The organism is Microcoleus sp. w2-18bC1, assembly GCF_036700365.1.
In the GTDB taxonomy this organism is placed as follows: domain Bacteria; phylum Cyanobacteriota; class Cyanobacteriia; order Cyanobacteriales; family Microcoleaceae; genus Microcoleus.
Map to the genome: position 1 here is coordinate 1 of NZ_JAUBOS010000074.1, position 18,522 is coordinate 18,522.

General features: G+C 44.5%; 19 protein-coding genes. 7 read left to right on the plus strand and 12 right to left on the minus strand.

Annotated features, from left to right (window positions below):
• Positions 1 to 444: 444 nt before the first annotated feature.
• Both QT979_RS24985 and QT979_RS24990 read right to left on the minus strand, forming a co-directional pair.
• Positions 445 to 678 (minus strand): hypothetical protein, encoded by a 234-nt coding sequence (locus tag QT979_RS24985; protein ID WP_333084936.1) that lies wholly within the window; start codon positions 676 to 678, stop codon positions 445 to 447.
• Positions 675 to 1,001, minus strand: a complete 327-nt coding sequence (locus QT979_RS24990) for a hypothetical protein (RefSeq protein WP_333084935.1) — start codon at positions 999 to 1,001, stop codon at positions 675 to 677. The genes QT979_RS24985 and QT979_RS24990 overlap by 4 nt, the downstream gene beginning before the upstream one ends.
• A 76-nt stretch (positions 1,002 to 1,077) precedes the next feature.
• On the opposite strand from QT979_RS24990, the gene QT979_RS24995 reads away from it, so the two are divergent.
• On the plus strand, positions 1,078 to 1,518 hold the full coding sequence (locus QT979_RS24995) for a hypothetical protein (RefSeq protein WP_333311997.1): 441 nt from the start codon (positions 1,078 to 1,080) through the stop codon (positions 1,516 to 1,518).
• Between the two features lie 109 nt (positions 1,519 to 1,627).
• On the opposite strand, the gene glnA is transcribed toward QT979_RS24995, so the two are convergent.
• Entirely contained in the window at positions 1,628 to 3,049 is a 1,422-nt protein-coding gene (glnA, locus tag QT979_RS25000; protein ID WP_333311998.1) for a type I glutamate--ammonia ligase, read from the minus strand.
• A 337-nt stretch (positions 3,050 to 3,386) separates the two neighbouring features.
• Between glnA and apcB the strand changes: the two genes are divergently transcribed.
• On the plus strand, positions 3,387 to 3,896 hold the full coding sequence (apcB, locus tag QT979_RS25005) for an allophycocyanin subunit beta (protein ID WP_293258696.1): 510 nt from the start codon (positions 3,387 to 3,389) through the stop codon (positions 3,894 to 3,896).
• Between the two features lie 253 nt (positions 3,897 to 4,149).
• On the opposite strand, the gene QT979_RS25010 is transcribed toward apcB, so the two are convergent.
• Entirely contained in the window at positions 4,150 to 4,389 is a 240-nt protein-coding gene (locus QT979_RS25010; protein WP_333311999.1) for a hypothetical protein, read from the minus strand.
• Between the two features lie 222 nt (positions 4,390 to 4,611).
• Here QT979_RS25010 and QT979_RS25015 point away from each other — a divergent pair, with 222 nt between their 5' ends.
• Positions 4,612 to 5,454 carry a TlyA family RNA methyltransferase gene (locus QT979_RS25015; protein WP_333211671.1) on the plus strand — a complete coding sequence of 281 codons (843 nt, stop codon included), beginning with the start codon at positions 4,612 to 4,614 and terminating at the stop codon, positions 5,452 to 5,454.
• A gap of 135 nt (positions 5,455 to 5,589) precedes the next feature.
• Complete coding sequence (locus tag QT979_RS25020; RefSeq protein WP_333211670.1) at positions 5,590 to 6,279, plus strand: hypothetical protein; 690 nt, start codon at positions 5,590 to 5,592, stop codon at positions 6,277 to 6,279.
• A gap of 209 nt (positions 6,280 to 6,488) precedes the next feature.
• On the opposite strand, the gene QT979_RS25025 is transcribed toward QT979_RS25020, so the two are convergent.
• The 6 genes from QT979_RS25025 to QT979_RS25050 all read right to left on the minus strand — a co-directional run bounded on the left by QT979_RS25025 (position 6,489) and on the right by QT979_RS25050 (position 13,249).
• Positions 6,489 to 7,979, minus strand: a complete 1,491-nt coding sequence (locus QT979_RS25025) for a DUF697 domain-containing protein (RefSeq protein WP_333312000.1) — start codon at positions 7,977 to 7,979, stop codon at positions 6,489 to 6,491.
• Positions 7,980 to 8,177: 198 nt separating this feature from the next.
• A complete protein-coding gene (locus tag QT979_RS25030; protein ID WP_333211667.1) occupies positions 8,178 to 8,786 on the minus strand; it encodes a Uma2 family endonuclease in 609 nt (202 codons plus the stop codon).
• Positions 8,787 to 8,941: 155 nt separating this feature from the next.
• Positions 8,942 to 10,534, minus strand: coding sequence for a slr1306 family protein (locus QT979_RS25035; protein WP_333312001.1), 1,593 nt, complete (start codon positions 10,532 to 10,534; stop codon positions 8,942 to 8,944).
• Between the two features lie 235 nt (positions 10,535 to 10,769).
• On the minus strand, positions 10,770 to 11,192 hold the full coding sequence (locus QT979_RS25040; protein WP_333312002.1) for a thioesterase family protein: 423 nt from the start codon (positions 11,190 to 11,192) through the stop codon (positions 10,770 to 10,772).
• A gap of 417 nt (positions 11,193 to 11,609) precedes the next feature.
• Positions 11,610 to 12,692 carry an ATP-dependent 6-phosphofructokinase gene (locus QT979_RS25045; protein WP_333211661.1) on the minus strand — a complete coding sequence of 361 codons (1,083 nt, stop codon included), beginning with the start codon at positions 12,690 to 12,692 and terminating at the stop codon, positions 11,610 to 11,612.
• 314 nt (positions 12,693 to 13,006) lie between these two features.
• Positions 13,007 to 13,249, minus strand: a complete 243-nt coding sequence (locus QT979_RS25050; protein WP_333211660.1) for a hypothetical protein — start codon at positions 13,247 to 13,249, stop codon at positions 13,007 to 13,009.
• Between the two features lie 137 nt (positions 13,250 to 13,386).
• On the opposite strand from QT979_RS25050, the gene QT979_RS25055 reads away from it, so the two are divergent.
• The 3 genes from QT979_RS25055 (at position 13,387) to QT979_RS25065 (ending at position 15,414) form a co-directional block, all read left to right on the plus strand.
• Entirely contained in the window at positions 13,387 to 13,893 is a 507-nt protein-coding gene (locus QT979_RS25055) for a hypothetical protein (protein WP_333211658.1), read from the plus strand.
• A gap of 210 nt (positions 13,894 to 14,103) precedes the next feature.
• Positions 14,104 to 14,919, plus strand: coding sequence for an FkbM family methyltransferase (locus QT979_RS25060; RefSeq protein WP_333211657.1), 816 nt, complete (start codon positions 14,104 to 14,106; stop codon positions 14,917 to 14,919).
• A 357-nt stretch (positions 14,920 to 15,276) separates the two neighbouring features.
• Positions 15,277 to 15,414, plus strand: a complete 138-nt coding sequence (locus QT979_RS25065; RefSeq protein WP_333312003.1) for a hypothetical protein — start codon at positions 15,277 to 15,279, stop codon at positions 15,412 to 15,414.
• Here QT979_RS25065 and QT979_RS25070 read toward each other — a convergent pair.
• On the minus strand, positions 15,377 to 16,957 hold the full coding sequence (locus tag QT979_RS25070) for a glycosyltransferase (protein WP_333312004.1): 1,581 nt from the start codon (positions 16,955 to 16,957) through the stop codon (positions 15,377 to 15,379). The two genes, QT979_RS25065 and QT979_RS25070, sit on opposite strands and share 38 nt — an antisense overlap.
• 121 nt (positions 16,958 to 17,078) lie before the next feature.
• Positions 17,079 to 18,521, minus strand: coding sequence for a xylulokinase (gene xylB / locus QT979_RS25075; RefSeq protein WP_333312005.1), 1,443 nt, complete (start codon positions 18,519 to 18,521; stop codon positions 17,079 to 17,081).
• Between the last annotated feature and the right edge of the window lies 1 nt (position 18,522).

Below are 18,522 nucleotides of genomic sequence, written 5' to 3' on the forward strand. Positions count from 1 at the left end.
AAACTTATATTTAACTCGGCTTGAAGATATCGATCGCTCTTATTCTTGATGTGCGATCGATTATTCAGCAAGCCCTACATTAGCTAAAATTTCGCGCGCTCCCATAGCGTTGCGAAGCTTGCGGGGATAGGCAACAGTCATGCTTTTATGTTGTTTTGTAAAGATACTTATATAAGTGTAACGCACTTTTTTCGACAACCAATTACCTCCCAAGGCAGAAAGTTATTGTTTAGCACGGAGATTCAATTTTATACAGACAATTTTTTTACTAGCCCAACCAACGAAAATAATTTGGTGTTGCGAGCCCTACCATTTTAGATGTTAGATTTTAGATTAAAAATGACTGATGACTATCAGGGTTGGGAGCTTTTATACAGTTAGATTATTTTTTTAAACTGCTATCACGCAAGGGTGGCGCGGATCGCAGAAAGCAATCTCACGCACTCAAAACTCTTCAGGTTCCGTCGAGTCTGAAGCCTCAACACTAGCAGACTCTTGTTGAAATTTTCGCGCCTCTTCTACTTCTAACCTAGCCAAAGTTGTCGCCACATCGGCTAACTGTAAAGCCAGATTCATCCGACAAACCGGGTTTTTTTCCCTCCAGAGGTCTTTGGCCAAGAAATGTACTCGATAACGAAACATTTTAATTGAATTTGGCGGAGTAACTTTCACGGTCATAGTCTTTCTTCGGTTGAAGTTTGAATGCGGAGCAGCACCCGTTCTAGCTCCAGGTAAACAAATGTCAGCATGATTACTTTATCTTCATCGGTGATTGTAACACTACAAGTTGCCGATCGAGGTTCAACGCCTTCGTGCCTGACAACTACAGTATATTTTCCCGGCTTCAGGTTATCAAAATTCACATCAGCTTCAAACAGGTCAACTGTCTCCTCGGCCAGCACTCGTCCTTCTTGAGTCAGTAAAGTGACAAACGCAATGCCGTCAACTGAAGTCATGGCGACGTTACTCTGATTGCGGATCATCACAAAAATATCGGACATCGTTTGGTCATTGTTAATTGCTAATTGCTAATTTAGAATGAGTGCAGAATCTCACAAAAGAAGGAGCATAAATACAGTGAATCCTTTCAATTTTTTGCTAATTTTGACTGTTAGTGCAGCGGTTCTCGGTTTGGGAAAAAGTGGGGCCGTAGCTGCTATCTCAAATATCTCTGAGATTGAGCCTCGTTTGCAGCTTCACGGCGTGCGGGTTGCTCAAAGGGACGATCGCAATTTAAGCAACTCGAAAGGTACATTACAAGAAGGCAGTGCCCTCTCTATCGATCCTGATGAAGTTACGGGCATACCAAAAGCTGAGGCGCGACAACGTTTCATTTTGAATAAGATATATCGGGTTCAGGAAGGCACTACCGCTGACGATTTGTTTATTGTTGATGAGAAAGCAAATAAATGGGCTGTAGAGGATGTCTCTGAGGCTACAATGGGCCCTACTACTAACAGCGTTGCCCAGATAGTGTCGGGTAACGGGAGAGTCTGGGCGTTGATCCAGAAGTTCTAAACTTCAAAAAAACGCCGCTTTTAAGGGCGGCGTTCTTATTAATTAAAAATCACAGGTTAAAAATGGTATAATTACCAGTTTTAACTTTTAATTTTTAATGTTTAATTTTCTAACAGTCGTAGTAGAGAGCAAACTCGTAGGGGTGAGGACGCAGCCGCATCGGGTTGACTTCATTGTCGAGTTTGTAGGAAATCCAGGTTTGGATGAAGTCTTCGGTAAATACGCCAGTTTCAGTTAAGAAACTGTGGTCTTTTTCTAAAGCTTCTAAAGCGCCTTCCAATGAACCGGGAGTCGAAGGAATTTTGCTCAATTCTTCAGGGGAAAGGTCGTAGATATCCACGTCCAAAGGTTCGCCCGGATCAATTTGATTCTTGATGCCGTCAATGCCGGCGCACAGCATGGCTGCAAATGCTAAATAGGGGTTGGATGTAGCATCGGGACAGCGGAATTCTAACCGCTTGGCTTTGGGGTTGGTTCCCGACAACGGAATCCGCACTGATGCCGATCGATTTCCTTGAGAGTAAGCTAAGTTTACAGGCGCTTCAAAACCAGGAACTAAGCGCTTGTAGGAATTGGTGGTGGGATTGGTGAGTGCCAAAAGTGCCGGTGCGTGCTTGAGAATGCCGCCAATGTAATGCAGTCCCATTTGACTGAAACCTGCATATTGATCGCCTGCAAATAGAGGTTGGCCGTCTTTCCAAATCGACTGGTGAACGTGCATCCCGGAACCGTTATCGTTAAATAGCGGTTTGGGCATAAAGGTGATGGTTTTGCCGTATTTTTTGCCGACGTTTTTGATTACGTATTTGTAAGTCAGCAAGTAGTCGGCGGCTTTTACCAAAGTGTCAAAGCGGAAACCGAGTTCGCATTGACCGCCGGTGGCGACTTCGTGGTGGTGTTTTTCGATGGGTACGCCGCATTTTGCCATTGTCAGCAGCATTTCCGTTCTCATGTCTTGAGAGGTATCGGTTGGTGCTACTGGGAAATAACCTTCTTTGTAACGCGGTTTATAGCCGAGGTTGCCACCTGCTTCTTCTTTGCCGGAATTCCAGCGACCTTCGATCGAATCTACGTAATAGTAGCCGGAATTTTGGGTTTGGTCGAAGCGAACGTCGTCAAAAATAAAGAATTCTGCTTCCGGGCCAAAGAATGCTGTATCGCCGAGACCGGTGGAAAGCAAGTAGTCTATGGCTTTTTGGGCAATGGTGCGGGGACAGCGACTGTACGGTTCGCCGGTGCGAGGTTCTTTGATGCTGCAAATGAAGCTGATGGTCGGTTCTGCCATGAACGGGTCCATCCAAGCGGTGGTCGGATCGATGACCATCGTCATGTCTGATTCGTTGATGGCTTTCCAGCCCCGAATGCTGGAACCGTCGAAGGGTACGCCGTCTGTGAATGCAGTTTCGTCGATTTGGTCGTGGTACAGGGAAAGGTGTTGCCAGATCCCCGGCATATCGATGAATTTGAGGTCAACGATCTGGATCTTATTTTCTTTTATGTAGTTTAAGGCTTCTTGGGGTGTCTGGAACATGACTTACTCCTGATATTGGTTGTTTCTTGGCGATCGGCCGATTTCAGACTGTTTGGGCGATCGTAGGCCTTCAGTATCCACTATTTTGTATCTAGGGCTACAAAATTCTGAAATAGGGGGCCAGTGCGGCCGGGCAGTTTGAAATTCTTGCCCTGTGGATTTTTCGACTGAAGATACAAGGCAAACGGCTGAATTTTACGACAGTTTGCCACGGATAGACTACCCTTCGTGAAAATCCTATCTCAAATCTTAATCAAACGCCGATTTGTAGTAGTCTACAATAGGCGGTCTGTCTCAGATAGCAAAGTATTGATAAAGATTTTTGGGAGAGAAACTTATGCGCGATGCAGTGACGAGCCTGATTGAAAATTATGATGTTGCTGGTAGGTATTTAGACCGAGATGGTATCGATCGGTTGAAATCTTATTTTGCAACGGGCACGGCACGGGTACAGGCGGCGGCTGCGATTAACAGCAATGCTGCGGCAATTGTTAAGCAAGCTGGTATCCAGCTATTCGCTGAACAGCCCGAACTGATCCGTCCCGGTGGAAATGCCTACACGACTCGTCGCTATGCGGCTTGTCTGCGGGATATGGACTACTACTTGCGCTATGCTACTTACGCCCTGGTGGCTGGAAGTACCGACGTGCTCGACGAGCGCGTGCTGCAAGGTTTGCGAGAAACTTACAATTCTCTAAGCGTTCCTATTGGCCCGACGGTGATGGGGATTAGCATTATGAAGGAAATGGTTAAGGCTCAGGTGGAAGCTGCTGGCTTGTCTGTAGGGCCTTTTTTGGATCAGCCTTTTGATTACATGATTCGCGAATTGAGCGAACAAGATATTTAAGTCAATTTGCTAATTCTTTTAGCAGTAAATTGCACTTGTGGCTGGCAGTTAGCAGCAGTTGGATCGATCGCTTTTTTTGGCTTCACCGCCTCCAAGCGATCTTTTTTTATGGGTTATACAATTCTAGATTAAAGATTTCAAATTAAAAATAATAGATTAAAAATAATAGATTAAAAATTTAAATAATTGGGAATGACTTATGAATTAAGGGTTTGGAGCTTCCCTACAATTGCATTCTTGTTTGAAACTGGTGCTAAAAATCGTCAACACATCCCCAGACGAGGCATTTGTCCAGGGGATTTTTAGTTTGGCGCAGATCGATTTGTGCGACGGTTGTTGCTTCTACTTCGCCATTGGGGTAAAGAATGTGGATGATGTCACCGCTGACGAAGGCGAGGGGATTTTCTTGACAATTGCCGGGATTTCTGATAGGAAAGTTAATTGTTTTCATTGTCGATCGCCCTGATGGTATTTGTAGCGCTTTTAGCTGCATATAAATCATCCGCTAGTAACAAAAATTATTGTGTGATTCTATGAATGTTTATCTGTGATAAAACTACACACTCAGAGCGATCTCAGTCACATCATGTAAGCTGGGGGCGATCGCCTCGCGACAATCGCAAAACCAAAATAATCGTCAAAAATTAGCAGTGGGGCTTGTGCGTAAGTGCTAATCTGGTACTGTTCTTAACCCTATCCGTACAGATTAAAAACCTTGGCTAAACAGCGACTAGACACTTTATTGGTCAGCCTAGATTTGTGCAGTTCCAGACAGCAAGCTCAGGCATTGATTCGGACTGGGAAAGTCTCTATCAACCAGCAGGTAGTTGACAAACCTGGTACTGAGGTTGACATTGCAGCAAAAATTCAGATTAAAGAGCGATCGCGCTATGTTTCCAGAGGCGGCGACAAATTAGCCAAAGCTTTAGAAGTTTTTGCAATTCCCGTTGCAGGCAGAATTTGTCTCGACGGGGGCATTTCCACAGGCGGTTTTACCGACTGTTTGCTGCAAGCCGGGGCCGCCCTAGTCTACGGCGTAGATGTTGGCTACGGTCAAGCAGATTGGGGCTTGCGTAACGATCCGAGGGTAATTTTGAAAGAACGCACCAATTTGCGGTACATGACTGCTACTCAGCTTTACGGCGACTCTGGGCCAGCAGATTTGGCGGTAGTAGATGTGTCGTTTATTTCCCTGGATAAGATTTTACCCGCGCTGTGGGAATTGTTGGCACCACCGCGAGAAGCCGTGTTGCTGGTAAAGCCGCAGTTTGAGGTAGGGCGCGAGAGAGTCGGGAAAAAAGGCGTAGTGCGAGACTCAGCAACTCAAGCTGATGCGATTTTTCAAGTGTGGAAGGCAGCCACAGCTTTAGGATGGCAGCAACGCGGCTTAACGTGGTCGCCTTTACTTGGCCCGGCCGGTAATATCGAGTATCTTTTATGGTTGGGGATCGATCGCGAACCAGAATCAGAGCCGAGGGCGATCGAAGAGGATGTTGTGAAAGAACGGATCGCACAAGTCACGAAAGCGGCCGCGCGGGAACTTGTCGATCGATTGTAGATTGTAGATTTTAGCTTGATTTCAAGATGTCAAACTAATCAATTTAAAAAAACAAATTTGGAACTCCAGATTGCTCTAAATTTTCAAAAATTTTGTCAATCAGACTCCTAAACTTTCACAAGAGTGAATAATTCCATGCAATCATTCAAACAAGCCGGTTCCATTTTCCTGTATGTTCTAGGTGCCATCGGGTATGTGGCGATTGTAGCTACTATTATAGGCGTTTCAATGCTGATCAAGTGGGCAGCTCTGCTACTAGCTGACAAATTATTATATACAATTCTGATTATCGGTGATTTGTTGAGGGGGATCGAAATTATTGAACTGTTAAATATATTGATATTTGCATTTATCGGTATGGGAGTGGGTGTGGCGACAAGGCTTTTACACCCTCAATACGGTCGCAAAATTAGTGCTGCTGTGTTGATAGTTATAGTTCCCTTAGTTTTCATGATTACGCCAGCCATTCGATATAATTCTTGGCTGGACAAAGTGGAAGAATCGGATAAATTATCGCCTTCGCAAACTGCAATCTTAACTAACTCATTTTTGAATAGAAAAGTTGGATTGCCTGGTTTTATCGGTTATTACGTATATACTGGTCAGTTTCCCGTTATTCCGGCGAAACAATCGGAGATGAAAGATCTTGACAGCTTTGAAAAAAAAGTTAATTCCAGATTTGTACAGTTCACAGGTATTGCTCCGACTATTGTTACTTGGTCAATGCGGGTTTGTTTTTGGCTGATTAGAATATTTTATTTTTCTATAGCGGTAATTGCCACGATCGCCCATTTTAGGGAAGGTGTTAGAATCGCGAGACGGTAATACGATTTTCGATTTTCGATTTTCGATTTTCGATTTTCGATTAAAGAATTGGGAATCACTGATCGCTATCGTGGGAGCTAACCTACAGTTGCATTCTTTTTTGACAATTGTATAAGAATACAAGCAGTAGGGTGCGTCAGATCCTAGCTCTTCGATTATTCACAAATAACCATCTGCTGACCTACCCTACTCAACTACTAGCGCAATTTTTAATTGCCAATTTTAAACTCTTGCTGCAAGCGATCGATAATTGTATTACGCTCGATGGTGGCGAGAATTTCTTGAATTACCGTATCTTGTCCCAGGGGGCCCCAGGTGCAGCCTTTTTCTAAATAAACTTGGGCGGCACGACCGACAGCGTAGGTTCCGTAAGCTGCTAAACTAGCTTGAGTGACAGCGACTCCGGCAAAAGTAGAAAAGCCGATGTGCGGGGCCGCTGCGGCTGCACTTTTGCCAAATCCCAAGAGGAAACTGCTGCCCAATTCTCCCAAAAGTACGCCGCCAGCGCTGGAGAAAATAGTCTGCCAAAGTTTCCCCGCTTCGTAACCAGTCATGGGTAAGCCATAAAGTCTGGATAAAGAGCGAATTAAGGCTAAATCTGCGACACTTGCTCCCATTACATCCAAGAATGCCACGGGATTTAAACCGACAGCCAAAGCTTTATATTTTGCAAATTGCCAGATTAAATCTTCGGCTTCTGTTTGTCGCAATTTGAGAACGTGACGGGCAATGTTGGCTTCGGCGTCTCTAGCTTCAACTAAAGCATTTAGAGCGAGAAGCGATCGACCTTCTCTGTTAAGAATTGTGAGAATTTTATGTTTGAGTTCGTCTATCTGCGCCGGCGGCGACTCCCATTCGTGACTGACTCTTCCGTCGGACCATTCCACCCGCACTTGCACCGGCGCTGGTTCGGCGGCTACCATGACGATTTCTAAAGATTTGGAAGTTTTAGGCGGTGATTTTACAGTAGATTTATGGGAGGAGTTGTTTGGGCGATCGGACAAATTTTCGCTATCTGTTTCCTCTGTTACCGCAGTGGCTGCTAACTCTTCAGAATTTCCCAGCGCTTGCAAACTTTGGTAAATAGCTTTTCTGTCTAATTCTGGATACAGGTCAATTTTATTAAAAACTAAAATCACCGGTTTTTGAGCTGTTTGCAATTCGCAAAGCGCTTGATATTCAGTTCGGGTGATATCGCCTGCAACGACAAAGAGAATTAAGTCAGCTTGACGAGTTACTTGTTTCGCCATTTCGCCGCGCACTTCGCCACCAACTTCATCAAGTCCCGGAGTATCGATTAATTCTACTTGCACGCCTCCTTTCCCCCCCTTGGCCAGGGGGGGTTGGGGAGATTCCTCGCTGTCAAGGAATGATAAAGGCACACTCCAGCGCACGGAACGCGGCCACTGAGTTACGCCGTTGAGAGGGCCTGTTTGCAGAATTTTATGACCTAAAAGCGCGTTTAATACGGCTGACTTGCCACGGCTGACTAAGCCGAAAGTAGCAATGCGGATTATGTTGTGGTCTAGTTTTTCTGAGGTGGAAGTTAAAATATCTAACTGATATTGCAGCGCCGCTTCTAATTCTGTATTATTCGAGTTTTTTTTCCCTTGGCGCAGGTGGGAATAGCGCGCCAGGGCTTCGCGCAAACTGGCACGGGCAAGAGATAATCGATTTTCTTGAAGGGAATTGTCAGCCATTGGCGATCGGCTTTGTTAAGCAGGTATAATTGATCGTCGAATTATAAATCCTATTTCTTATTTTAATACAATTTTTCATAAATTTATAATTTTTTTGTTGTGAGTTTTCCAAAAAATATTGAACGGGATATCCCGCCCGTTCCACAATAACAAAAAATTTTTGTGGGACAGGTATCTTGCCTGTTCTTTTCCCTAACACTAGGCGCCGCCTCGGAAAATTTGATCGACGTTCAGCTCCATATTGGGAAATGTAGGTGAAATAATGCGATCGCTCCCTCTGAACTGTCTAATCCTATACTCTCCGTCCACGAGCTGACAAACCGAAAGCGTCGGTTCTTTGGGGTCGCCAATATGACGTATTCCGCCGAATGCAGCATAATCCGCAATCCAATATTCGAGGATGCCCATCATTTCGTAATCTGCCAACTTTTTGAGATAATCGTCGCGCCAGTTGGTACTAACAACTTCAACAAGTAGCGGGATAGATGTTCCTTGGGTGATTGTTGCTGACTTCAACCATAAGGGTTCCGACGCTAAAGCCTGACGGTTTAATAGCAAAACATCAGGAATATATCCTGTATCTTTAGCTGGGGGCTTAACTAGCGCTTTCGAGGGAATGCGGTATGGAAGTTGCAGTTGGGTGTAGAGCAGCGTAAATTCTTGAACAAGGTATGCTGTGATATCTTCGTGTTCTCCTGTTGGCTGCATTTCAACCATTACCCCGTCGTGAAGTTCGTAGCATCTGTTCTCGGCTTTGTCTTCTAGAAATTCTTCAAAGGTTAGTATTTTGGGTTGAGTTTGTATCATCGTGCAAAGTTTATTTAATTGTATAACAGAAGGCAGAAGGAAGAAGGAAAATATTAACTGGTTGCCTGGTTCTGCCGTGGAACAAGCAAGATGCCTGTTCCACAACAGAAAAACTGTCTTGTGGAACAGGCATCTTGCCGGTTCCTTTATTTTACTTAATTGGCCGCCGACTTAACGGTTTCGGGCCCAGATACCTGAGATGAAAGGCGACTCGCCACTTGGTTGACGAAAGATTGCAAGAAGGAAACTTGCTGATTTTGCGTAAATACTGCTTGCAAAGTTTTAGTCAACTGGTCGAGATTGAAAATGCCTTTGGGAGCATTTTCCAGTTCTTGACTTTGGAAATATTCAATTAAACTCAGTCCTGCTATTCTGGTAAAATATGCTGCACTAATTCCCTGCACAGCGCCTCCTGCTACATAGGTGACGGCATTGCTTTTCAGCAGTCCAGTAATAGTTTGGGTAGACAGTTCTACTAATCCCAATTTAAACATTTGATTAGCTAAAGTACCCGCTACTGTCTTAGCTTGGTCTAAGGAAAACTGTTGCTGGTAGATAGCGCCGAGGTCAATTACGAGTTGGGTACTGATGGCGGTTGTTGCTAGCAAGTCTAAAGCTGGAACCGGGTTAGTAAAGACGGCGGCGGCGGCGATGTACTGATATTGTTCGATAATGGGAATTGCCCGATCGCGCCTGACTGCATTTAATAAGGTTTTTGCCTCTAGCTTGATACTTGCAGCCTCGCGCACTGCACTCGCCCAGACCAACTGTTGCCGCTCTTCAGTTAAGATTTTAGTCAATCTTTCCGTCAGCGCGTCGAGTTGAGAGACTTGATTTTCGATCCGTTCTTTAAATGTGCCGTCCGCTTGGTGCTGGCGCACTTTAATAGAATTGGGAGAAGCTGCGATCGCAATTATCTCTTCTGTCCCCAATATTCCTTGCATTTTCTGCTGCAAAGAGTTCAAAACCTGCGACTGCTGTTCTGGCAAATATTGGTCTAGTTTGTTCCAGATTAGCAACACGCGCTGACCTGCGGACGCTAACTGAGATAATGTTTTAAATTCGGAATCTGTGATGTCGCCCGCTGTTACAAACAGCACTAAATCACCGTTGATTTTGGCATCGGCATTTGTATTAGCAAACAGCGCTGCTGTTTCTTGTAAACTAAGCTTTTGCGAGTGTTGAGAGACCCAATTAGAATTTAAAACTTGAATTAAGGCAGTTTTGCCGACAGCTTTGCCGCCTGTTACGGTAATCCGTAAATCTTGTCTATCTAATTCGGCTCTGAGCCGATCGAGCTTTGCTGTTAGATTGGCAGGATCGGCGGAGTTTTGAGCTTCTGAGGCTAGCAATTTAATTGCCGCTTCGGAAGCCGCGATCGCTTTTTCGGCTGCTTCCCGGTTCGCCAGGGGTTGCGGGAGTGCGAGTTCGAGTTTGGGGGATTGTTGTTTCCACCACCAATACCCCGCACCGGCAGCAGCCAAGCCGATGAGTGCCGTTTCGCCCATTTCTGAACCCGAATGCTGTAGAGTTTCCAGCAGCCACAGCGCTGCTGAAAGTCCTATTCCGCCTATTAAAATCGGTCGCCGCAAGTTAAGTGTCATTTTTTCCTTCCTGTGGGTATTGTCACCAAGCTTAACCTTCGCCGGCTTGGCCTCCCTCCCTATATTCCATCGTACCTCTGTGACATCCAAACTGGCAGGCGGGCGATCCGACTTTTTGCCATCGGGATTTGCGGCCCCGGCCACAATCAACTTTTTGCACTTCTACAAATGGGGAATATCTCACATCTTGCACCATTCTCAAGAACAGGCAAGATGCCTGGTCCACAAAGAGTAAATTTTCTTGTGTGGTTTACCGGAGAACCCGCCCGTGAAAGGCTTATTAACACTGGTGCAAGATATGATTAATAGAGGGCTTAAATCTTCACTACAAACACTAAATTTTTACAGGATGTTGCAAACAGAATAGTTTATTTTTCTTTTATTTTGGTAATTCTTGAAACTGCGATTGAAAAATATCAATTATTTGTTTGGGAATTGCTCGCGGGCGCATGGTGGTAACTTCAACCCAAACCCAAAGCGCCTCGGCTTTTAACAAGATTTCGTCACTTCCAGCTAAGCGAATTTCGTAGCGGCGGACAGCGCGCGGGCCGCGCATTTGTTCGATCCAAGTGGATATCTCCAATCGATCGCCTGCGGCGGCCGATCGCAAATAGTCAATCTCTATCCGCCGCATTACAAAGACGCCGCCCAGTTCCCGGTAGCGATCGAGAGTAAATCCCAAATGTTCTAAATGTTCGATCGCAGCGTGTTCTAAATAATGCTGGTAAACAGCATTATTTACGTGACCGAGAGCATCCATTTCATAATGTCGCACTCTAATTTCCGTAGTAAATGGTGTCAATTTCTCACCTTTCCACTTGTTGCGGTATTTTGTAGTTCCGAGTGCGATCGCACTCTGGGTGGATACTCGCTCGGAACTGATTGCACGTTACACTAAATAGTTGAAACGTCACTGCTTCCAGGTTAATCTTAGTCCTGGAAGTACAGACGGTCAATCGATTTTAGATTTTAGATTTTAGATTTTCGATTGACTTGCGCGAGATAAAAGCGGGGGCTGGAGGATTTTCGATTTTCGATTTTGGATTGATTCCACGGATAAATCACGTGGCGGATACCACCTTTGAAATTCTTGGTCATCACCTTGGTTTTTTTACGACAATACACTGGCTTAAAACCCTCCGTCTCGGTTGAAAAACCCGGTTTCTTGGTTCTGAGTGCGTCCCGGACTCAATCTTTGAGAAATCGGAGGGCTAATTGTTTAATCTCCCAGACAAATCCCTAAACCGCGGGCCGTTTTAACCAGAGTACCATCGAAGTCTACAGGTCTGTATTTGGCGATCGCATCTTCCAGAGGAACGCTCACAACTTCCCGCTTTTGCCAAGATACCATGCAGTCGTATTTCTCTTCGGCAATTAAATCAACTGCTGCGACGCCAAAAGCAGAAGCAATTAATCTTTCTAGCGATGAAGGAGTTCCTCCGCGTTGAATATGTCCCAAAACAGTGACGCGAGTTTCTGCACCGCTGCACTCAGAAATTGTATCAGCTAAATACTGACCAATTCCGCCTAATCGACTTTGACTTAAGCGATTTGTGTGCATTACTAACTCGCCTTCTTCAGTGCGAACTGCCTCCGCTACTATAATTAAACAGTAGTTTTTCCCCCGGTCTTGGCGTTCTTGGATTTGGGCGCAGATATTAGAAATTTTGTAAGGGATTTCGGGAATCAGAATTATATCAGCTCCCCCAGAAATTCCGGCACTGATCGCAATATGTCCAGCGTCGCGTCCCATGACTTCAACAATCATGACGCGACTGTGACTGGCAGCAGTAAAATGCAAGCGATCGAGTGCTTCAGTGGCAATATTGACAGCAGTATCAAAACCGATGGAACGCTCGGTAATTCCGACATCATTATCAATAGTTTTAGGAATAGCAACTAAATTCAAATTGCCTTGTAGAGCAATCTTCCTGAGAATGGCAAGACTGCCATCGCCACCAATGCCAATTAAGGCATCCAGACCTAGTTGATGATAGCCTTCGATGATGTCCTCAGTACGATCGCGTATAGTCCCATCCAGCATCGGGAAAGCAAAAGGGTCGCCCTTATTTGTCGTGCCTAGCATCGTACCGCCAATGGTGAGCCACGAGTCTACTTTCTCAATATCCAAGGGAATTGCTTCCGGGGGACGACTCATCAATCCGTTGGTGGCTTGACGAATCCCCATCACTTTCCAATTGTAAGTTCCCGTTGCGCGGTGGACAACGGCTCGAATAACTGCGTTTAAGCCTGCACAGTCACCCCCGCTAGTGAGGATACCGATACATTTTTGTTCTCCCATAATTAATGCCCGACTTTTGTTACTCTGAATATGAGTTGATATTTTTAGATGCCGATCGTCCAATCGTGATTTTCGACGTAAATACGTAGGCGAAAATCAAGTTTACTCTGTAACAGAATGTAAAGCTCTGATAACTTTTGTGATTGCTTTCATAAGACATCGCTCCTTCGGGGAGCGTTTCACTCGTTTTTGACTACTTATGTATTTTCAAGCTTCATCGACCTAATTTAGTGCCTCATCTCTGACGCGCCCTACAAGTTTGATCGCTAACTTGCGTAGCATCGCCAATCGCCGTCTCCAACAAAACATCAATTTTACTTGGAATTGAGGCGTTTAGAAACTTGGTTAATTATACCGCTGAGAATAGCACCACCCATAAGAATTCCCAGGGCGGGATTAAATACGGGCTGCCAGAGACTGTACCACAAATCAAAACCGAGATTCACCCCGGTCGATCGACCTGCTACGGCGATCACAAACCACCCAAAAATGGCAAAGACGAAAAATACATCAGCTACTAAAATCAAGTTGAGAAAGTTAAGAAATTTATCTTTCATTGTCGAGGGTTCCTTTTGAGTGTATATGTGTCAAGTTTTGGCAAGCGGTTGGTAATGGAGCGGATTGATAGCTGCAACTGGCGATCGAATAAAGATAAAATATCATTCAATTGTTTTCGCGCACAGGCTGTCAAAATATGGTTCGCTATACACTTCCTCAAAGCCCCGAAATTATTTTAACTGTCAAAGGGAAAGATTCAGCCAAAGCCCGCGAAGAAGCGATGGATCGGCTGATGGATCTCATGGATGAGGGCAAACTGCCTACGGAACTCGTGGAGGGATTTGGGCCCAAGCAGTTTGTTGAAGTTAAGGATATCGAAGATGCTGCGTCTGACGGCGAGGACGCGATTACAGAAGCAGTCCAGATTTTGAGCAATTTGGCAAGTCTCAAATTGAAAGTCATGGAATCCCGCGAAGAAGCCCTCAAAATCCGGGCGGCGATCGACATTTTGTTTACAGATGAGGCTGTGAGTGCCGAGGAAATTGGTCGTTTGAAAGATGGTTTCAAGGTTCTCAAAAACTTTGCTCAAGCTAACGTCCGCTATCGAGAAGCTAGAAGTAAAGCCGAAGAAGCACGGGCAATTCTCGACGAAGCTTTGCAATCTGTCGAACCGGAAAACAAGGCGCAGAAATCCGCGAAATAGTAGCAAGTTGGGTTGACTCACATTTAGCAACAATCTCAGAAGCTTTTCGGCCTGTTCCATTACAAATCAATTCTTTTGTGGAACAGACCCAAAAGCCTCTTACTAAAAAAATGTAGAGAATAGTGAAATATTTGAAAGTGAAAAACTAACCCAAATTTCCACACATTTAACATTTCGTTTCTATACCTTCAAAAAAGTAGAAAAAAAATTGTGAACCAACAAACAGGAATTCTCAGAAACTCCATGTCAGGCAGCTTGCTGCTGGCTAAAAAATTAGGTTTTCAACCAAGAACTGTGATTGATGTCGGTGCCGCCTTGGGAACTTTTAACCTTTACGAAACTTTCCCCGATGCGCGACATTTGCTAATTGAACCCATCGCCGAAAATGAACCTTATCTAGCCAAAATTTGCCGCAAGCTCAAAAGTGCAGAATACATTATTGCGGCAGCGACCAAAGAAGCTGGAGTTTTCACGCTTAACGTCTGTCCCTCTATGTTGCATTCTTCACTTTATGAAAATCTCGCTACTGACAGCACCAATCCTTATTTGAGAAACATACCAGCAATTACCCTCGATGGAATATGCAGGGAAAGAAACTTGCCAGGCCCGTATTTAATTAAAGTCGATGTAGACGGACAGGAATTAGATGTTTTAGCGGGAGCCACTGAGATTTTGCAGCAGACTGAATATGTAATTGTAGAAGTTACTTTGTTCGGTCAGATGTATGATGTAATGAGTTTTATGAAGTCCCAAGGATTCGCAGCTTACGATATTGTTGATTTGGCATATCGCCCGATTGATAAAGCTTTGTGGCAAGTTGACATGGCTTTTGTTAAGGAATCCGGTCACTTCAGAAGAGAGAGGGGTTTCGCGACAGGAGAGCAGGATCTCGAAGCACTTAACTCGCATCTCAAAGCTTATCGGGAAAGTTTCATCAAACACATTGACACTCATTACAGCGACCCAGTAGAGCCGGAACCACAGGTCACTCAATCTGTTGTGGGCGAAGATTATGTCATCATTTAACTCAAGTTGCTTCCATCTGATACCCAATCCGGGTCGCACTTCGCACGCTTATTTAATTAATCCTCAACATCTAAAAAACTGGTTTTCTAAATGCGGCTATTGTCGTCTATAAGCTAGCAATCTGTTGTAAATTGGCTTTCATTGGATATCAGAAAGTGGGAATGCCCTAATGCGGCAGGGCTGTTGCATTTTCTTGTAGGCGCAAACCCCCCGTGGTTGCCCCGATGCCTGAAATGCCCATGACATCATCTGTGGGTGAGGGCGGGCACTCTTGGCACCGCCCCTACAAAAGCCTAGTTTTCCATAGGGGCAATCCCCCGTGGTTGTCCCGAAACAGCCCTACGCTGTGACGGGGGAGTGTCAACTACCACAATTAATCCCAAGGCGCTTTTGTGGTGGATTGTTGAGTTGCTGGCAGTCGAAGCTGTCAACCATCAACCAATGGAGGCTTTCAGTTCTAGTTGTTTAGCCCAAGGTATTGCTGCCAAAATATAGTAGATGTCATTTCCTTTGAAGCACTTTTCCATTGTGTACTTACGGATGACCATTCATTAATACCTTCAGCAGCAACTTTAAACCACCTAGTCAAAAGGTTAGTACCAGCTAATTTATCTACCTCATTTTGGTTATTATAGCTTTTACTAAGGTTTACAATGCTCATGTGAAAGGTTTCTGGATCAGAGTTTTTGATAAAATCTGGCCCTTTTAGATAGTCTTCAAAAGCTTTTACAACCATCTCTACATGATTATAATCAAATTTTGCTAAAGCCTGAAGAATGACTTTTGTCAAATGCTGAACTGCATCCATGTATTCTGGAGAATAATGGATGGAATAAGCTATTAAATCATTGCGGATATAATAATAATTTTCCCAATTTACATTCTTGGCCACCGCTGGTTGATGCCACACCGCCATTGATGGAAAAGCTACAATGTTATTGCCCAACTCTTTTATTCTTAAACCAAACTCTACATCATCTATTTTGATAAATAAAGGCAGCGGTAATTGAGTTTGTTCAACAAGTTCCTTAGAAAAAGAGAAAAACCAAAATCCGCCATAGTCTACATCTTCTTCCTTGAGCAACCTGTTGAGAGAATTAGAATCTCGTAAATCGATATTATAATTTAAAGCAATTAATGCCCCAGGCCCAAATCCTCTAGTTTTAGAATAGGCGTTGTACGATGCTCCTGCTTCATACAACATATGCTTTTTCTGTAAATTTAGCAGTCCACCGGCTACAGCAAAATCAGACTTGGCGTATTCATACAAAGGAAATAATTTATAAATACATTCACTTTCTAACTCTATATCATCATCCATAAGCAAAAAGTGAGAATATTTGTTTTCCTCTAAAGCTTCGACCAACCCTCTGGTAAAGCCACCGCTTCCACCCGCATTTATATTAGGAACTAGCCTCATTTTTGGCTTTCCGAAATCAGCTTCATCTAAAGTTCTACCATTATCAACAACGAATACTTTAAAGTCCTTGGTTTCTAGTAATTCATCTTGAAAAATTGCAGTTAATGTATTTTGTATGAAGTCCTCTTTTTTAAAGGTGCAAATGACAATCCCCAATGATACTTCTCTAGTTTTACGTTCATCAGTTGCTATCCATGCCCCTTTAAATTCGCCCTGTTCACTAGAACAAGTTATTTCAAAATATATTCTGCCCGCTTTTTTGCCTTGAAGGAGATTTATTGGTGAGATTTTTACAGGCTCAGAGAATTGACATTTCTCAAAGCTCTCTTCAGAAATTATTTCTTTGTTTTTTTGTCCATCAAATTCTCTGTAAACACAAACTTTAAAGTCGCCTTCAAGTTTTAGCACATAGTAGATAGAGCTAAGAGTTGTATATTGAGTATAATATCTCTCGTAAAACGAATTAAAGTAAGAATTTGAGGATACAACACCACCATGAGATAAAACAACTTTTTTGTCATCTTCTTGGTAGCTTATAGATGCAGATTCATTACACCGTATATATACATTTGAACTCTCGGCTGATTTTGGTAGCTTAATTCCAGCTAATATGTTCATGTAATATCTACCTCCTCTTGTAGTAAAGTTAGTTATTTTATTTGACTGATGTTAAAGAGTCTTAGCTTAAGAATAAATTGTGGATAGGTTCTAGCACGTCCTCCTTGAGGCATAACTCCTATCAAGTTTTTTTAAGTCGTGGATAAAGCGATTGATATCGAAACCAAGCCTCTTCTAGGATTGGATCAACTGATTGGGGAGTGGCAGCAAGCATTGGTGTGGCTGCCAGTTTGGTGGTGTCATTAGCATCTGCGTATACACCAATTCCTATACCCGCCAGTAGAGCAGCACCACGCGCGGAAGCCGCAGCAACTGTAGTTGCATAGAGGGGTATTCTCAATACATCAGTCAGTAATTGCTTCCAAGGCATTTCTGCCGTTCCACCGCCTGCTAAACGCAGTTCTGTCGCTTTAAAATCTGTTGCCTCCAGTGCCTCAAAACCTTGTCGCAAGGCAAAAGCAACTCCCTCTAAAGCCGATCGCATCAGGTGCGCCTGTGTGTGATGAAGTCCAAGCCCTACCCATGCCCCACGTATATATGGATCAAGGTGTGGAGTTCGCTCACCCGTGAGGTAGGGCAAAAATGTCAACCCTTCACATCCTGGGGGAACAGAAAACGCTTTAGTATAGACTTCCTGCCAGCTCAAGCCGAGGATACCTCGCACCCACTCAAGCGCTAACCCGGCATTTTGCATTGCTGCAAGGGTGTACCACTGGTTAGGTAGGGCGGTTCGATAGAGATGGGTACGACCATGACGATCGATAATTGGTTGCGATCGAGGTGTAATGATTTGAGCGCCTGTGCCGATCGTTAGTTGAACCAAACCAGGCTCTAGTAGCCCGTTGCCAAGTGCCGCCGCTGCCGTATCCGCCGCACCAGCAATAACGGGTAAGCCAACTCTTAAGCCAAGATGCTCAGAAGCAATAGTTGTTAGGTAGCCTGCGATCGCACTAGAGGGGATAATTTTTGGTAAGCAATCATAGCGTAGATTCAGGGCTAAGATTGCATCCTCTGCCCAGTTATCCGACACAACATCGTAAAGCAAAGTACCGCTAGCATCAGATGGTTCCGTTGCAACTTCTCCAGTCATCCGTAACCGCAGCCAATCTTTGGGCTGGAGTGCCCAACGCGCTTCGGTGTAGACATTAGCCTCGTGTTCTCGTAGCCACAACAAAGTCGGGCCCGCCATTCCAGCCGTAATCGGGTTGCCCAAGCGCTCTAGAATAGCCGCATCGATCGAATGATAAGTGTTCAGCGTGGCACTAGAGCGAGTATCTGCCCAGAGGATAGCAGGACGCAGGGGCTGACCCGACTCCGAAGCTAGGACAACACCGTGCATTTGCCCTGAAAGTGCGATCGCCTGTACCTCTTGAGCGTGATTTCCCACTGCCTTCCTAACAGCCGAGGCAACAGCTAACCACCAATCTTCTGGTTCCGACTCAGCCCATCCAGGTTGAGGTGCATGAACAGGATAGGATGTTGATGCTTCACCTATAGTGGTTCCGTCTGTCGCTAGGAGCAATGCCTTAGCAGAGCCTGTTCCTAAATCAATTCCAAGCAGCATG

Excerpts from the sequence above, each read along its gene's own strand:
- QT979_RS25025 (WP_333312000.1), bottom strand. The coding sequence starts at position 7,979 with ATGGCTGACAATTCCCTTCAAGAAAATCGATTATCTCTTGCCCGTGCC.
- QT979_RS25070 (WP_333312004.1), bottom strand. The coding sequence starts at position 16,957 with ATGAACATATTAGCTGGAATTAAGCTACCAAAATCAGCCGAGAGTTCA.
- QT979_RS24990 (WP_333084935.1), bottom strand. The coding sequence starts at position 1,001 with ATGTCCGATATTTTTGTGATGATCCGCAATCAGAGTAACGTCGCCATG.
- QT979_RS25055 (WP_333211658.1), top strand. The coding sequence starts at position 13,387 with ATGGTTCGCTATACACTTCCTCAAAGCCCCGAAATTATTTTAACTGTC.
- xylB (WP_333312005.1), bottom strand. The coding sequence starts at position 18,521 with ATGCTGCTTGGAATTGATTTAGGAACAGGCTCTGCTAAGGCATTGCTC.
- apcB (WP_293258696.1), top strand. The coding sequence starts at position 3,387 with ATGCGCGATGCAGTGACGAGCCTGATTGAAAATTATGATGTTGCTGGT.
- QT979_RS25045 (WP_333211661.1), bottom strand. The coding sequence starts at position 12,692 with ATGGGAGAACAAAAATGTATCGGTATCCTCACTAGCGGGGGTGACTGT.
- QT979_RS24985 (WP_333084936.1), bottom strand. The coding sequence starts at position 678 with ATGACCGTGAAAGTTACTCCGCCAAATTCAATTAAAATGTTTCGTTAT.
- QT979_RS25010 (WP_333311999.1), bottom strand. The coding sequence starts at position 4,389 with ATGCAGCTAAAAGCGCTACAAATACCATCAGGGCGATCGACAATGAAA.
- QT979_RS25020 (WP_333211670.1), top strand. The coding sequence starts at position 5,590 with ATGCAATCATTCAAACAAGCCGGTTCCATTTTCCTGTATGTTCTAGGT.
- QT979_RS25050 (WP_333211660.1), bottom strand. The coding sequence starts at position 13,249 with ATGAAAGATAAATTTCTTAACTTTCTCAACTTGATTTTAGTAGCTGAT.
- glnA (WP_333311998.1), bottom strand. The coding sequence starts at position 3,049 with ATGTTCCAGACACCCCAAGAAGCCTTAAACTACATAAAAGAAAATAAG.
- QT979_RS25030 (WP_333211667.1), bottom strand. The coding sequence starts at position 8,786 with ATGATACAAACTCAACCCAAAATACTAACCTTTGAAGAATTTCTAGAA.